Source organism: Kitasatospora sp. NPDC088134, assembly GCF_044741705.1.
GTDB lineage: Bacteria > Actinomycetota > Actinomycetes > Streptomycetales > Streptomycetaceae > Kitasatospora.
The window spans coordinates 59,791-76,416 of record NZ_JBIUTD010000001.1; the positions used below are offsets into that span (position 1 = coordinate 59,791).

5 protein-coding genes and 1 pseudogene are annotated in these 16,626 nt (G+C 74.0%); 2 read left to right on the forward strand and 4 right to left on the reverse strand.

Features of this window, described 5'->3' with window-relative positions; translation table 11 throughout:
• Nucleotides 1–298 precede the first annotated feature (298 nt).
• Entirely contained in the window at nucleotides 299–1,132 is an 834-nt protein-coding gene (locus ACIOHG_RS00210) for a hypothetical protein (protein ID WP_400943382.1), read from the forward strand.
• Nucleotides 1,133–1,199: 67 nt separating this feature from the next.
• Here ACIOHG_RS00210 and ACIOHG_RS00215 read toward each other — a convergent pair.
• The 3 genes and pseudogenes from ACIOHG_RS00215 to ACIOHG_RS00225 all read right to left on the reverse strand — a co-directional run.
• Nucleotides 1,200–1,850, reverse strand: a pseudogene (locus tag ACIOHG_RS00215) (LD-carboxypeptidase); the annotation flags it as partial.
• 44 nt (nucleotides 1,851–1,894) lie between these two features.
• Nucleotides 1,895–11,227 carry a hypothetical protein gene (locus ACIOHG_RS00220; protein ID WP_400943385.1) on the reverse strand — a complete coding sequence of 3,111 codons (9,333 nt, stop codon included), beginning with the start codon at nucleotides 11,225–11,227 and terminating at the stop codon, nucleotides 1,895–1,897.
• A gap of 130 nt (nucleotides 11,228–11,357) precedes the next feature.
• Nucleotides 11,358–13,892, reverse strand: coding sequence for a CHAT domain-containing protein (locus tag ACIOHG_RS00225; protein ID WP_400943388.1), 2,535 nt, complete (start codon nucleotides 13,890–13,892; stop codon nucleotides 11,358–11,360).
• 67 nt (nucleotides 13,893–13,959) lie between these two features.
• Between ACIOHG_RS00225 and ACIOHG_RS00230 the strand changes: the two genes are divergently transcribed.
• The gene (locus ACIOHG_RS00230; protein WP_400943390.1) at nucleotides 13,960–16,077 is read left to right on the forward strand and encodes a hypothetical protein; all 2,118 of its coding nucleotides are present in this window, start codon (nucleotides 13,960–13,962) and stop codon (nucleotides 16,075–16,077) included.
• A gap of 30 nt (nucleotides 16,078–16,107) precedes the next feature.
• Here ACIOHG_RS00230 and ACIOHG_RS00235 read toward each other — a convergent pair whose 3' ends face one another.
• Nucleotides 16,108–16,515 carry a hypothetical protein gene (locus ACIOHG_RS00235; protein WP_400943393.1) on the reverse strand — a complete coding sequence of 136 codons (408 nt, stop codon included), beginning with the start codon at nucleotides 16,513–16,515 and terminating at the stop codon, nucleotides 16,108–16,110.
• Nucleotides 16,516–16,626 lie beyond the last annotated feature (111 nt).

Below are 16,626 nucleotides of genomic sequence, written 5' to 3' on the forward strand. Positions count from 1 at the left end.
TCGGTCACCGCCCCCGTGTCGCCGCCGCGCTGCGACGTCGTGCCTGTCCGCCGTGGTGCCGGGCACCACACTTCGATCTCGGCCACGATACGTGGTCGACAGCGGCCCGGGCCACCGGCCCCCGCAGGTCGGGACCGGCTCCCGCAGGTCGGACCGTCCGCCGGGGCGGGGAGCGGGTCGGCGGGCGGCCCGGGAGCGCGGCGGGGCCGGGGCCTCGTCGGAGGATCGGGTCTTGTCGGAGGATCGCGCCCGGTGCGAGGATCGGCCGGGTGAAGAGAAACGAGTCCGGCGTCCTCCGGTGACCGCCCCCGACCGCCCGGCCGTACCCCTGTCGGGGTGGCCGCTCCGCTCCTTCGTCGCCCGGACGCTGGAGCGGATGCCCGTGCCGGTCCCGGCGCTGATCGAGGTGGCGGAGCGGACCACCGGCACCGATCGCGTCCCGTTCGTGGAGGCGCTGGGCCGCCTCGCCGACCCGCGGGCCCGGCTGCCCTGGTACCCGGACGGGCGCGACCCGCTCGCCGACCCGGACCGCCCGGCCGATCCGGCGGCCGTCACCTGGCTGCGCCGCCGGGCCGTGGACGACGGCGACTTCGGCGGCTACTACGCGGCCCGGGTGGTGGTCGCGGCGGCCGTGGACCGGGCCGTGGCCGACCCGGCGGCCGACAGCGAGGTGGTCGACCAGGCCGGCCGGCTGCTGCGCACGCTGACGGGCTGCGCGGGCATGGGGGCGACGCTGTCCGCGCTGGAGCAGGGGCTGCCGCTGCTGGCCCACTACGCCGACCACGTCGTCCGGCTCGCCCCGACCGTGGACCGCTGCACCTCCGTCCTCACCCTGGCCGCGGACCTCGCCGACCCGGACGGCGACACCGCGCGGGCCGGCTGGCCACCCGGGGTACGGGCCGAACTCGCCGCGCGGCTGCTGGAGTTGCTGCACCGTCCGGGCTGGCCGGAGCGATTGGCGGAGCTGCTGGCCTCGCCGCGCGGCAACCTCGCCCCGTGGTCGGCGCTGCTCGCCGAACGACTCGGCCTGCGGCCACCGGGAACGGCCGCCGGGGCCGCTGCGGCGGCGAGGGCCCGGCGGCGGCAACGGCAACGGCAGGCGTCGCCCCGTGGGCAACAGCCCGGTGGGTGACGGCCCAACGAAGTGCGGCCCGACGAGCAACGGCCGGGCAGGTCATGGCCCGGCGGGCGGTGGCGGCTCAGTAGGTGGCGGTGATCCGGCGGGCCGGGCCGTCGACGCGGACGGTGCCGCCGTACGGGACGACCAGTTGGGGTTCGGTGTGGCCGAGGTCGACGTCGAACACCGCCACGGTGTCGGGGGCGTAGGCGTCGAGGGCGCGCAGGACGGCGGCGCGCTGCTCGGCCCGGTACCGGGCGCGCTGCCCGGCGTCGTTGAGGTGCTCGAAGGACCAGGCCATCGCGCGGCCCATCAGCAGGGCGGGGAACTGCCGGAGCAGTCCGCGTTCGCCGAGGTTGCGCAGCATCCGGAACACCTCGGTGCCGCTGGGCAGTTCCTCGGAGGTCTCCAGGAACAGCACGTGGCCGGTGTAGGCGTCGTTGGGGAGCAGGCGGTCGGCGGCGGCCATCCAGTGCAGGATCTCCAGGTTGCCGCCCCAGGCGGGGCCTTCGACGACCCGGTCGGGGCGGTGCCAGTGCCAGCCGGTGGCGGGTTCGGTGGCGGGTTCGCGCCCGAAGGTCTCCGGGTCCTCCCAACTGCCGTGCTCGGTGCTGACGTCGGCGGCCTCGGTGAACTCGTACGGACCGCCGTCGAACAGGGCGGCGCGCAGCGAGTCGGCGGTGAGCGGGTGGACCCGCTGCGGACGGCCGAGCTGGGTCATCACGGCGGCGCCTAATGGTGGAGTCGGGTATCGGAACTCTCCGAATAGCGGCACCGTCATGCCGTCCGTGCCTTCGCCTCTCTTAGAAGCGCTTCTCCATAGTGCGTGCCTGCATCAGGCAGTAGGACGGAGGCCGGCAGCAGGGGGAGCGGAAGGCCCTGCTGCATGAGCTGATCGAAGACCGACTTGACCACCCGGTGCTGCTCGTCAAGCGGCTGCCATCGGGGAACGGCCTGCCCGTGCGGCGGGGTCAAACTTGCCCCGAGCCGGGCCAACCGGTGCAGCAGCGGGGCGTCTCCGGCAAGGTGCTCCGCTGCGGGCAGTCGGCCTACGGCCGCGAGCAACGATCGTGCCACTCCTGCGGCTTCGCTCTGCGGGAGCCCTTCCGGGCGTTCCGTGACCGCCCGGCCGAACTCCTCGACGAACGTTACCTGGCCGTCCGTCATATGCTGCGCGATCCGGAGCGAGCGCAGTCGGCGCCAGTCCCCGTCCCTGGTGTGCCGGTCCGGTCGGGTCAGCCACTGGGTGACGAGCGCCTCGGTGTGCATTGAGGCGACCGCTCGGTCGCCGATCCGGGCCAGCAGGAACGACAGCCAGCCGTCCGGAAGTCCGACCAGCGCGGACGGCAGGAGGTCGCCCAGTCGGCAGACGGCCAGCGCCGGGCCGAGGTCGATGCCCTCGTCCGTCTGCAGGACGAGAGCCCGGCCGGTGTCAGAGTCAATCCACTCGGCCACCGCGGTTGCGGCAGTATGCCTGGCCCGCTCGCGCTCCTCCTCCGACGGTTCCTCCTGGTCGAAGGCAGGCTCCAGTCTGCCGAGCAACCAGAGCGCCTGCTGCTCCACCGATTTGTGCGTCGGAGCCGGACCGCCGTCCAGCCCCATTCGGTATGCCTTCCGGTACATCACGAACTGCTTCGGGATCAGACCGTCGACGCGCTTCGCCGTGTCGGCGAACGAGTGCAGTGCCAATCTACCGAGCCTGCCACACATCCACTCCGGCAGGTCAAGGACCGTCCGCCGGGCCCCGGGCGCCACCAGATGGACCGTCCGCTGCCCGCTGACCTGGCCGAACCGGGCGACCTCGGTCATCAGTTCCTCCCCGGTCCCGCACGCTGTCCGGCCGGGCGAGAGCCGTGCCAGCAGGCCGAGCGGGGCCACCGCGACCAGCCGCGTGCCGCCGCCGGCCCCGTCCGCCACCGCCTCGTCGACCACGGACACCCGCAGCAGCTGCCCGACCGTCAGGTTCCCGAACTCGTGGACGGCCAGCGGGTGGTCGACCAGGCTGACCAGGTGGCGCTCGCGGCGCAGCACGGTCAGCTTCCGGACGGCCCGCAGCTGCTCAACCAGCAAGTCGCACGGCACGTCCTGCGCCCATGCCGCGTCCCGGGCGGGCAGCCAGCACAGGGCCTGGGTGCGCTCTTCTTTGCAGAGCACGCCGAGGCAGGCGCCGTCCGGGCCGTTCACGGCGAACAGCGCCTGCACGGTCGTCTCGCCCAGTGCGGTGTCGCCGGTCGGTAGGCCGCTGCGCAGCGTTCGGGTGGTCCGGTCCCAGTGCAGCCGCAGTAGGCGCCGGTCCGTGGCGAGTGCGGCCGCGGCCGGTTCGCGGGCCTCCTGCGGGAGGCCGGGCAGCAGTTCATCGATGTCTGTCCTGATCAGCGCCGCGCCGCTGCGCATCACGATCCAGCCGTTGCCCAGGTGGGCGACGGGCCGAGCGAGCACGGTACCGTCCGGCCAGACCCCGCCGGGCTGTCGGCGCCGGGAGACCGTGACGACCGGTTCGGGGCCGTCGGTCACGGCGTCGACCGTCACCGGTAGCGCGCCCAGCTGGCGGAGCAGCACGCTGCCCGTCCCGGTTGTGCCCGCCGCCAGGTCGTCCCGCAGCCACCGGGCCATGAACCAGTGCTCTTTGGATGTGGGTGCCAGTTCGACCGCCGCGTTCGGCAGCCCCGCCACTCGCAGCGCCCCGCCCGCCGGGTCCGCGGTGAGGAGCACCGTGTCCCCGGCCCGGACCGAGTCGGGGGCGGCGGGCGCCAGCGCGTTGGTCTCGTCGAGCCACACGGTGCTGCCCAGGGGGCAGCGCTCGATCAATGCGCGTTCCGCCGGGTAAGGGAAGGCGGCCTCGCCCGCGCCGAGGTAGAGCGCGCCGGCCGCCTCGTCCGCGTGGCCGACCGGGAGCAGGACCCGGTGCTGGTATCCGGCCCGGAGCGCGCCGCGCAGGCCCGGCCGCCAGTCGGTGAGGACCAGGTGGCCGCACTCGTTGATCCCGCCCTCGATCCGCCCATACAGCAGGTCTCCGGGTGCGAACCGGGACCAGTCGAGGTCGGCCAGTGAGTGCCCGTCGGAGAACCGGACGAGTTCGCCGCGGATCTCGGCGATCCGGCCCGGTGACATCTCCAGCCAGACGCCGCCGTATTCGGCGCGGGCCACGGCCCAGTACGTCCGCAGACCCTCCGGGCGGCTCTGGAAGGTCTCCTCCAGGAGTTCGGTGGCGGGGAAGCCGTACTGGCGCAGGGCCGCCGACTCGTGCCGCAGTGTCCAGTCGGTGCCCTTCTTGGAGAAGAACACCGGCTCCTCGACGATCCGGGCGAGTGCGGGCAGGTCTCTGAACCGGGGCTGTTCCCCGGTGAGCGACCAGGTACGGGTGCGGGTGTCGTGGTAGCGCCACCCTTCCTGTTCGCACGCCCGAGCGATCTCCCGGGCCGACGCGTCCAGGAAGGAGATCTGGGCCCAGGGGACCGTCCGGGCGGCGGGGCCCGGGTCTGCAGTGCCGACGGGGCGGGCCGACACCCCTTCGGCCGGGTCCTTGGCGTCGAACTCCAGGACACCGGCCCGGGGTTCCTCCAACGGGACCAGTTGGGCGCTGCGGCCCGCGGTCCGGCGCACCACGCCCGCGATCTTGGGGTGCTCCCGGTGCAGCAGGGCAGCCCCGGTCTCCCGCCGGGCGGTGGCGTTGAGGCCGGGCAGGCCGGCCACCGTGAACCGTCCGGGGGCGTCCGCCTCCCGGACGTCCTCGGCCGTCCGGAGGCTGTCCTTCGGGAAGACCACGGCGGGCCTCGGCCGCTCGTCCAGGTAGGTCAGGTCGGCCGGTATGGCCTGCCGGACGTGGACCCTCCCGTCGGCGTCGAGCACCAGCCGCACCACGGATCCGGCGGTGATCTCGGCGCTCGCGTGCAGTCCAGCGAGCTCGAAGAGCACGCCGGGCCGGAGTTCGATCCGCCGTCCGTCCGCGTCGACCACGCCGAAGCTGCCGCCTGGCTTGCGCCTCAGGTGGCCGCGGAGGGTCTCGGTGCTGCGGGCCGGCGGCGACTTGGTGGAGCCGTGCCACTGATTGGGGTACTGGCCCGGGGCCCCGAGCCGCACCAGCATCCGAGCCCGTCCCCGGTAGGCGTCGAGGCCCTCGGTCTTCGCGGCCCGGCGCAGGCAGCTCTCCCTGTGCGAGAACTCCCGCCGGGGCACCACTGCAGAGAGCGGCTCCCCGTCCTGGACTACCCCTTCAGGCAGGACAAAACGCAGCAGGTAGTCGTTGCGGGTCTCCTGGATCGACCCCGCCTCCAGGTAGAGCCGGTCGTCCCGCCCGAGCCCCCGGCTGCCGTCGGTGGTGGCGTGCGGAGCGACGGTGGCGAAGCGCAGCGCCCGGCGGTGCCGGCCCAGCTGTTCCGGGACGAGCCGGCCCAGCAGGAGCCTGCGGCCGGTGCCCTCCCCCTGCGCGGCGAGTAGAGCCGGTAGATCCCGCTCGTCGATCCGGGCACTGACCGGCTGTTCGACGGCGTGGGTGTCCGGGTCGGTGTCGCGACCCAGCCCTCGGGTGCGGGTGAGCGCCTGGTGCACGGTGACCCGGCCGCGGTCGCGGTCCACGGTGGCGTCGAGCAGGTGCACGACGTTGGCGTTCGTCGCCTCATAGTGGATCTGCCGTTCCACGCCGGTGGCGATGTCGGCCAGTTCGATCAGCACGGTGATGATGCCGGGGGCGTCCTCGGCCGCGCGGAAGGCCATGGCCTCGACGCGGTCGCCGTGGAAGAGGGCCAAGCCGTCCGGGTCGAGGGGTTCGCCGCCGACCAGCAGCGTTTCGGTTGGGATGTCGACGAACCAGCCGTAGCCGAACTCGAACCGGGCGGCCGGGCCGGTGTGGGTCTCCTCAATGCCCACGTAGTACGGCTTACCCCGGGTGTGCCGCGGGTCCCGGAAGTCGCAGCGGCTTCCGTCGGCCGCCGCGTAGGGGGCGATCACCGCCATGAAGTCGGGGACGGACAGCGGGGCGGCCGACAGGAAGGAGGCGGCGTAGCCGGTGCCGTCGGGGTGGGGCACCGGCCGGGCCCGGACCAGGTCGGTGGGGTGGCTGCGGCCGCCGACCCAGGCCCGCGGTTCGTCGAGGATCTCCAGCCACGGCCGGTAGACCCCCTCGGCGTCAGGGGCCTCGCAGGCCGACAGCGCCATCCGACCGTCGCCGTCGATCCGCCCGGTCAGAACCGGGTCGGGCAGGTCGACGATCCGCTGCCAAGCGGCGGCCCGGTCATACGCGGGGCGCGGCGCCGGGCCGGGCGGCCGCCGGGCGGGCCCGACCGGGGAGAGGTCGTACTCCCGTCGGACCCGGACGTAGCGGGTGCCGGCGGCGTCGGCGGGCGCCGGTGCCACGTCGCGCAGGTCGACCTGCTCCCGTTCCACATGGACGGCCCGAAAGTCGTTCCCGAGGTCGATGCCTGTGGTGTGGCCGACCCGGTGGACACCCCCGTGCTGGACCACGACAGGGAAGGTCCCGTCTTTGCGCGCCCTGCCGCCACGCCGGGCGGTGGCCCGGCCGGCGCCGACGGGCGGGGTGCCGGTGCCCGGCTCGGTGGCCAGCCGCGGCCGGCCCGAATCATCCTGGCGAACCGTCAGCGGCGTGCCGTCCAGGCCGGTGGTGGTGCCGACCGCCTTCCAGCCGGCTCCGGGCTCGGCCACCCGTTCCCAGAGCGCTTCGAAGTGCAGCATCCGACTGGACGTCTCGAAGGTCCAGCCGGATGCCGTCAGCACGCCGCGGAGGTGGTCGCCCACTGCGGGTGCGTCGACATCGAGGCATCCCACCGGCAGCCTGGCCACGGCGATCTGCCCGCCGAGGTCGAACCAGGCGCGCACGTGGCTGACCTGGTGGCCGTCCTTGTAGCGGGCGACCACCAGGCCGCACAGGCCGGGGCGGTCCAGCTCGGCCGGATCGCGCGGTGGCAGGCACTGCTCGGCCAGCTGCTCGGGCTGCAGGGCCGTCAGGGGGGCGCGCAGCCGGTCCTGGAGGGGCCGGAGCAGGTAGTCGGAGCTGACCTGGGCGCGGCGCGGGGCGGTGCGGGACAGTACTGGGAAGTCGCCGCTGAGCGTCAGGGACTCGGTGGCCACCCGTCCGCGCAGCCCGTCGGCGGTGGCGGCCAAGTTCGCGGCGCTGTCCCCCTTGCGGGCGGCCCACACCAGGTCGACGACCGTCCGATCCGGCACCCTCGCGTACCAGGCGTACTGCTCGGGGGTGGGCTTCTGTTCGAGGATGCCCTCCTCGTCCAGCGGCTGGACCTTCACCACGGCCCGCCGGGCGGCGCTGTCGTCCCAGGCTTCGACGCTGCACACGGCGTACTTGCCCCTGGGCGTCGGGCCGGCAAATTCGGCCCTTACCAACCGGGGGAAACCCTCGACGGCGCGCACGTCGATCTGCCACTGCGGCCGGCCGTCGGCGCCCGGCCGCAGGAAGGCATCCTCCTGGGCGTAGCGCTCGGCAGACCGCGCGCCGTCCTCTGATGGGTCGCCGTCCCCGGGCAGGTCGCGGGCCCCGGCCGACGGGTCGAACACCGCGAGCCACTCCAGGTTGCGCCGGTCGAAGGGTGCCCGGGCGGACAACCGGAGGACGGCCTCCCCCGGCGTGAACTCGGCGTGCACGATCAGCCCGGTCGGCGCGTCGGGGTACTCCTCCTCCAGCCGCCGCCAGTCGGCAGGCCGCCACGCCGCAGGCCCCAGCACGTAGGAGTGCCCCGGCGTGGTGACGAAGCGCCAGGCCGTGCCGTAGCCGGTCCGCTCGGTGGCGTCTCCGACCAGGACCAGCCGTACCGGAACCGGCCCCTCCCCGGTGCCGGCCGCGACGGCCAGCTCGGGCAGTCCCGCGTCCAGCGGTACCCAGCGGTTGAGCTCCGCGTGCCACCTGACCGGCACGGACGGCCGGATCGCGGTGCCGTCCGGGTCGAAGGCCCGGGAGAGGTCGGGGTCCCAGCGGCGGCGGGCGGCGGTGTCCGCCTCACCCGTCCCGCCGGGGTACAGCTCGCCGGGGCATCCCTCCACCCGGAGCCCGAGCCCCGGGTGGGCGGCGGTGCGGACGAGTTCCGCCGTACGCACATCCCCGTCCCGCTGGGGCAGCGGCACCAGCGGGACGACGGTGGGCAGCGGCTGCCCGCCGGGGGGTGCGAGCCGCACGGCCACGGTGTCGCCGATCTCCCAGCGCCGGCTCTCCTGCGGTTCGGGCTGGCAGAGCTGGAGGGTGTCGAGCCCGCAGTTGACCTGCAGAGTGGACGCGTCGCGCAGGGGCGGACGGACCACCACGCCGAGCACGCAGTTGTCCGGCTCGGGGAGGGCACCGCCCCGGAACAGGTCGAACACCTGCCGTCGGCTGTCCCGCACGGCCCCGATCGAGGCGTTTTCGTCGCGCCGGTACTCGATGACCTCGCCGGTACGGCGGTCTTGGACCGTCGCTGCGAGGAACCGCCGGTCCTCGCCCGGCAGGTCGGCGGCCCGGCGGATCGCCGGGTACCGGGCCGGCCGCTGGGTGCTGTCCCACAACGAGGCCATCGCCTCGGCCAGCGTGATTCCCCGGCCGCCGAGTTCCCGCGCCGCCGTCGCCCGCAGGAACCCGACCAGCGCCGCCTCGGTGCCGCGGCCGGAAATCCGGCCCAGGTGGTCCCACCACGGGTTACCATTCGCAGCCACAGGCGGTCGGCCGCCCCACTTGTGGTAGAGCACCCGCAGGGCCCGCAACCGCAGCCGGTTGGCCGCCTCCGGGGGCAGCCCACTGTGGGTCAGCTCCTCGAAGAGCCGGTCGTAGTAGAACTGCGCGCCGCCGCTGAGGCCGACGATCGCGTCCACCACGTGCTCCAGGACGTTCAGCAGCCGTTCCTGCGAGCCCGTCCCCTCGGTCGGCGCGCGGAACATGTCGAACATCCGGGCCCGCACGTAGCGCGGCAGGTGGGCCGGCATGCCGAGGGAGGAGACCAGGCCGCTCCAGGAGGAGACCCACTCCTCGTAGAGGTTGCCGTCACCGAGGTCGGGGCGGCCGATCAAGGCGGCGAGCCGCAGCGTGCGGACCGTGACCGGGGTGATCCCGTGCTTGTCGGTCGCAGCGAGGAAGCCGCTCACCTCCTCCGCCATCCGCTGCCACTCCTCGACCGAGAAGGAGTCCCGGTCCGGGTCGGTCGGGCCGCTGAGCACCAGGTCACCCGGCCGCAGCAGCCGCAGCGGCCTTCCGCCGGGGCGGCGCAGCCCCTGGGGCGTCCAGTCCCAGCGGAACACGTCGTGCCGCGAGTGCGGGTGGAGGTCGCGGTACAGCCGGGCGGCACGCGAGGCCGTCCCGGCGGGTACAGGCTGGTCCCGTTCGCGGATCAGGTCGAGCAGGGTGTCCGCGGGGGACGGCCACCCGCCAAACCACCGGGCCCCGGCCTCCGTCCGGTGATCCCCGGTGCCGCCCGCCGACGCCTCCTGGGCCCAGTGCAGGACCACCTTGCGGGCGGCCCCGTCGGGCAGCACCTGGGGCGCGGTTGGCGCGGTCGGCAGCGCTGCTACCACCCGGACGATCTCGACTGGGTGGACCGCGGCCCGCAGGCCCTTGCCGACCCAGTCGGCGGATGCCGCTCCGTGCAGCAGCAGCGCGCACAGGTGGCCGACCTGCAGTTGGGCCTGATGGACGGAGCCGTGCACGGTCTCCATGAGCGCGTCGAACGTCCGGTACAGGGTGTCGCGCAGGTGGATGAGGAGCAGCAGCAGGTGGTCGTCCCCGCCCTCCGGCCCATCCGGCTCGCTGTCCGGTTCGGCTTCCCCGCCGGGTCCGTGGCAGGTCAGCAGCCGAACGGCCAGCAGGCCCGCCCCCAAGAGGCGCACCAGCTGCTCGGGCTGGCCGTCCTGGAGCCGGACCGCCGCCACCGCACCGGTGGCGCCCGCGGCCTTGGGCTGGTCCTGAACCAGCCAGGGCGACCACAGCCACGCGGCCGTCTCCGGGTCGGTGTCGCCAGCCGGGCCGGCGGTGAACCGCGGGTTGGGGATTTGGCCCACAGGGTGGCGCAGCGAGAGCAGCCGGTGGGTGTACTGCTGAACGACTTCGTAGGAGTCGTAGGGCAGGGTGAGCGGGAACCGGGCCAGGGGCCCGCCCTCGCCCGGCCCGCCGACCGGTCCCTGGGAGGCGGGCGGGCGCCACCACCGGGCGAGCCGCCGGGCGACCCGCTCCGGGGCGCCCTCCGCAGCGGCGGACCACAGCGCCGTCTGCCACAGCACCGCTGGCATCGCCGACCTCGACGCGGCCCCCGTCCCGCCGAGGCGCCGGTAGGCGGCCTCCCGGGCCTCGCAGCCGGCGGCATTCGGGATCAGCCCGTCGGCGGTCCAGGCCCGGAGCCAGCCGGTCAGGCGCTCTCCGGCGAACGCCTCGGCCTCGACCGCGTCCAGCGGGTCCGGACCGGGGCCGGGGTCCGCGGGCACCCGGTAGGTGAGGCGGGCCGCGGCGGCCAGCAGGTCCGGTTCCAGGTCGAAGGCGCCCCGGGAGGCCGTCGCGAGAGCGGCCCGGACCCGGTCGGCGTGTTCGGGCCGGAGCGCCGCGACGGCCTCGGCGGCCTGTAGCAGGGCCATCCGCCCGTACCGGCCGGCCAGCGCCTCCCCGGTCAGCAACTGGTGCTCGTCGAGCACCTCGCCCGCCGCGCGCGCGTCGCGCCCGACCAGGAAGCGGGCCGCCACCAGGGCCGCGGTCGGGGCGAGTTGCTCCACCAGGTCCTGGTACGGGACGTCGGCGGCGTCCGTCTCGGCGGTACCGTCGTCCAGGCCGTCCAGCAATTCACCCAGGGCCGCCAGTGCGGGGCGGACGGGGCCGGCGGCCGACCGGAGCGCAGCCCCCAGGCGGGTCCGCAGGTGTTCGGGGGCCACCGCCGCGATGTCCCGGTAGACGTCCGCCGCCCGCGCGATCACCTCATCTGTGCCGGCGAACCGGTGGTGCGCCGCCAGGACCAGGGGCAGCGCATGGAGCGCGGTGGCGGTGCCGGTCCGACCCAGGCCCTCCAGCGCCGCACCGACGATCTCTCCGGCCCGGGGCGTCCCCACCGGTTCCCGGAGCGCGGCCAGGACATCCAGATGGAGCGCGGCCGTCTGCGGCGGCAGGCCCAACGAGGCACAGAAGTACCAGTGTTCGAGCATCCAGGTCCCTTACGTGCGGTCACCGGCCGAGAAGTGGCATCGGCGGGACGAGAAACGAGTGACCCACCCTACGGGTTCCGGGCCGCGGAGAGACAGTTTCCGGCCGAATCGAAACGGTGCTGATAGACCGTCACCAATCTTCCTCGGCAAAGGATAGCGGCGGCCGGAGGGCGTCCCGGTACGGGGCGAGGTTGGCTTCCAGCTCCGCGTCGGCGGGGCGTTCCCCCGCCCCGTCGGCCGGTTCGAGTCCGAGCACCCGGCGCTGTTCTTCGCCCAGGCTGTAGACCCAGCGGGCGGACTCCTCGGTCAGCGGGCGGCGGGTCAGCAGCGCCCAGCTGCCCGGTCGGCTGCCGGTCGGGTCGAGCTCCGTGAAGTCGACCGGGTCGAGCAGCCCGGCCCGGTCGAGGACGACAGCCGCCTCCACCAGGTCGAGGTCCTGCGGGAGGGGCCCCGTAGCTCCCCGGCCCGCCACCCGGATGGCGGCGGCCGCCACCGGAGCGGCCTCCGCCCAGGCGTCCAGGGCGTCGGTGTCGGCGTGGTTGGCCCGCAGCAGTGCCAAGGCAACCGCCTCCGCCAACGGGCGGGTCAGGTCCTGGCGGCGGACGTCGCCGGGGAGGGGTAGGTCCGTACCGGCCGCCCCGATCCACCGGTCCAGGTCCTCGTCGCGGGCGGCCGCCATGCACAGCGACGCACTCCGCCGGGGCGGGACGCGGTCGCGGGCGTGGGCCTCCAGCAGCGAGCGGTACAACCCGGGCCAGCGGTGCCGCACCTCGTTGAGGACCTCTCGCTCCTCGTCGAACGTCCCCCACGTCCCGTCCGCGTTGAGGTCGTCGACGACCTCCCGGACGTCGACCTCGGGCACGGGCACCGCCCCGTCCACCCTGCGGGCCAGGGCCAGCCGTTCGAGGAGGCCCCGGGCTCCCCGGCTGCCTGCCCCGCCCGTCACGCCTGGCCACCGCCGGGGCCGCGCGGGCACGGTGGCGGTCGGCGCGGGAAGGCGCAGCAGGTACTCCTGGTGGCCGAGCAACCGGGCCAGTTCCTTCGCGCTGCTCCGCACCTGCTCCGAATGCGGCCCGGTCACCTGGAGGACGAGGGCCCGCAGGTCGGGGTCGAACCGGAAGATCCGCTCGATGTCCCGGCAGATTCCCGGGGGGAGGGGGGAGGTGTCCATTTTCAGGACGAGTCCCGTCCCGCGGTGCTCCCCGGGCGGTGCGGGCCGGTAGGCCGGAATAACGCTGTTGCGCAGCTCGACCGCGTTCCGGGGCACCCGCCCCCCGGGCGTGTCCCACAGGTACCAGCGCCGGGACGCCTCGTCGCGGCGGCGGGCGAGGGCGAGCAGCCGTTCGGCGTCGGTCATCAGCCCCGTCAGGTCGTCGCCGGTCGGATCGGCCAGGACGTCGACGACAGTCCGGCCGGTTAGACACCACCAGGCGTCCAGGTGCACCCGGTACCGCTCGTCCGGCTCCCCATCGCCCTCGACCGGCAGCCGGTGGGCCACCGGCGCCCGGCGTTCGTCGCGCACCTCGGGGAGCATCCCCACCACGAGGTCGCCGACGCCCTCCCGAACGAACAGCACCGGCAGCGCCGACACGCCCTCGAGCACCTTGCGGGCCTCTCGCAGCGCCAGGTCGGACGGCTCGCCCAAGACGAGCGCCGCAAAGAACACCCTTGCAAAATTCGCTGCCTGACGGTGAGTCACTTCCCCCATCACTGCCACCACCTGCGTCACCCCCGCCCGGACGAGCCGCCGCGCGACCGAAAAATTCTTTCCCTGCTCGTCGGTGCCCCCGCCGGAGTGGCAGGCCATCAGCACCGCGAGACCGACACCGGCCTCCGCCAGCATTTCGCCGAGGCGGTCCGCGGAGAACCAGGTGCCGCCCTCACCACCTTCCCGGCCGTCCGGGCCGTCCGCCGCCAGCGCGAGGCCGCCCTTCAACTGGTGCCCCCCGTAGTAGAAGACCTCGGCACCGCCCTCGAGCGCGCGGCGCAGCGCCCGCGGTGTCGCCGGGACGTCCGCAGTGCGGGCCGACAGCCGGGACTCGGAGGCCACCCGCTCCACCAGCCGCCGGTCGGCATCCGCCGACGCCTCCGGCGGAGGCGGGGCGAATGTGACGGGCTTGTCCGCGCCGGGGACGGCGATCTCGCCGTACACCGCGGTCGCGTCGGCGATCACCACCCGCCCGATAGTGACCGGGGTGCGGACGGTCTGCCGGACCTTGGAGCTGACGCTGCGCACGAGCAGGATCCGGGGGTGCTCCCCGAGCGGTTGGCCGCCGTCCGCCGGCATGACCGACGGCTCCTGCGCCCAGGCGCGCCACTCCTCGCGGGGCGCCCTCGCGCCGGGCACCCGCACCGCCTCCCAGCGCAGGGCCGCCAGGTCCCGCGGACCGTCCCCGGGCGTCAGGATCCGCAGCCGCATGTGACCAAGCGTCAACTCCTCCATCCACCGGGATAGGTGGAACCTGACGGGCGGGGGCAGCAGGATCTCTGCCATGCTCTTCGTCACCCGCGGGGACACCGACCGCCCCGGGGGGACGAACAGGTTGCCCGCCACCGGCCGGGCCGGCGGGGCGTCGTGCAGCGCCACGCCGCCCTCCCGCACGACCGCCGTGACCGACTCCCCCTGGAACTCCAGGCAGATGGTGATGTCCGGGTTCAGCTGCACGGTTCGCCCCCACTCACTCGTCTGTCCCAGAATGCCAGTACCTGGCGGAGCCGAGAGGGGAACTGGCGTGGCGGTGGAGCAACCGGCGGGGTACGCCTGGAAGTACCGGTCCGAGAAGGAGTACCTGCTGCGGATCCTCCGCACCACCGAGCAGTGGTACTCCGAACTGGACGACGAACCACGCAACGCCTGGCTCGCCTTGTTGGAGGATCCAGACCTCACCGAGGCAAGCTTCGACGAGAAGTTCAAAGTGATCTATGACGAGCACAGCTCCGCTGCCGACTGCTGGGACGACTTCCTGGAGCGGCGCCAGGAGCTTGACGGGTCGCGGGGCATCCCTGCCCAAGCGGCGCCGGAACTGCCCGAAGAAGAACTGGCCACGGACGAGGACTTCGACGAAGACACCGGCCAGGACGCCGCGGCACGCTTCCTCAACCTCGCGGTCGTCTGGCCGCACTCCCGCCGGAGCGTCCCCGCCAGCCTCTTCCTCGCCTCCGGACGCACCTACGAACTCCGCCTGGGCATCGGAAAACCGGCCGACGACAACCTCCTCCCGTCCTCCTCCCCGGCGCTCCCCGAAGGCTCCCTCGACCACACGGACGACGACGGCCGGGGCGACTGGCTCCAGGTGACCGCTGTCAGCACGGACCTCCACCTCCCCACCGAGCGGTACTGGATCTTCCTGCCGCTGCGCGGGGACGCCTGGGTCTGCCACTGCCCGCCAGGCGGACGGCACGACTGCGAACCGGCCCACCGGGGGCAGGACCTGCACATCCCCTTCGTTACGCCGGAGGAACCCGGCCCGGCCCGGCTGCTGCTGATCGTCTCCTACCGGGGCAACCAGTTGCAGTCGGCGACCCTGACCGCCTCCGTCGCCGCCGCCGAGCGCCCCGGCGGCGCCACCGGGGCCGTCGTCGACTACACGCTGACCTCGGGCTTCATCGGCCTGGACGCGCTGCCCCGCCGCGGCGCCGCGGTACGGGTGGGCCGCCGCGACGGCGCGATGACCATCGACGTCACCGCCGAGGACAGCCCGGCCGCCGCCTTCTGGCTCAGCGAGCACCAGGTGGTCGCGGTGCTGGAGCAGGTCCGGGCCGACCTCTTCGCCTGCCACGCCGAACAGCGGGTGGAGAACGGGGACGAGGTGTGGATGAACCTACTGAACGAGACCAACAGCAAGGACTCCGGCGCGCTGCGACGGGACATGACCCGGCTGGCCCGGCGCGGCTGGTCGCTCTACCAGATGGTCGTCCGCAGCCGACCGGAACGGGAAGCCCTCAAGCGGGTGCTCGACCGGCCCTCGACGATCCAGATCTGCCGGACCGAACTGAACGACCTCGCCTTCCCCTGGGCCCTCCTGTACGAGATCCCGGTGGAGGCCGACGCGCCCCTGGAGCAGTGCGGGCCCGGCTGGGAGCAACTGCGCCGGGACCCGACCGCCCGCGCCTGCCCGGACCCGACCCGGCACCCGCTCAACACGCTCTGCCCGTACGGCTTCTGGGGGTTCAAGCACATCATCGAACAACCCGCGTCCGTACCGAGCGGCGGCCGCGTCCACCTGGAGGCGGGCCCCGCCAGCGCCTCGCCCTCCCTGACCGTGGCGCGCGGCACCGACTTCGACCCCACCACGGTGGAGCGCCACTTGGCGGCCCTCGGTGCCCTCTTCCCCGACCTGCGGGTCTGCGACCGCAAGGACGCGTTCCGCCTGGCACTGACCGGCGCCCCTCCCACCGGCGTCTACTTCTTCGGCCACGGGCTCGACCCCGATCCGGGAGAGGGCAGCACTCCCACCGTCCTGGGGATCGGCGGCGAGGACCGCATCCTGCCCGAGGACCTGGCCGCCTGGGGCGAGGCCCCGGAGTGGGAGCAGTGGGCGCGGCACGGCGGTCCCCTGGTCTTCCTGAACGGCTGCCACACCGTCGACCACGACGCCCGGACCTGGCTGCCCTTCGTCGACGTCCTGGCCGGCCTCCACGCCGCCGGCGTCATCGGCACGGAGATCACCGTGGACCAGGGCCTGGCCGAGGAGTTCGCCGAACGGTTCTGGGCGCTCATGCTCTCCGGCCAGGACGTCGGCTCCGCCCTGCACCGCACGCGGATGGAACTCCTGGGCAAGGGCAACGTCTTGGGGCTGGCCTACACGGCCTACTGCTCCGCCGCCCTGCACCTGCGCACCGCCGGGTGACCGCCCCACGCGGAGCGGCCACCCCGGCCCTCACTTCCTCCGGTTCATCCACCGGCCGGGCCTGTCCCGCGGCACGCCGACGGGCTCCGGGGACGGCGCCGGGATCGCGGCGCCGCTCGGTGCGGTTGGTTCCTGCGCGGCCAGGGGCTGGACGGGCAGGGGCTCCGTCCGGCTCCGCTCCTCCGCACGGTCCACCAGCAGGGCGACGACGAAGTAGCCGAAGAACCCGGCGAACAGCCCGATGCCGTAGGAGGCGAAGAGATCCGGCTCCGCGAACTTCGTGTTGATCACCACCCCGCCGCCCAGGGCCGCGATCACCGTCACCAGGTCGGTGAGCGTCGTCGCCTTCGTGTTCCGCCGCAGTGTCCGGTAGGCGATCCAGCCGATGACCGCGCCGAACATCCCGGCGCCCCAGAGACTGAGCGCGGAAACCTGCACAGTTGCTCCTCTCCACCGCCCCGTCACCCTCCGTGACAGGGCTGGAGGTACAAGGTACTACCTCCGGCAACTGCTAATTGCTCACTGGGCCCTGCCCAATGGCATCGAGTT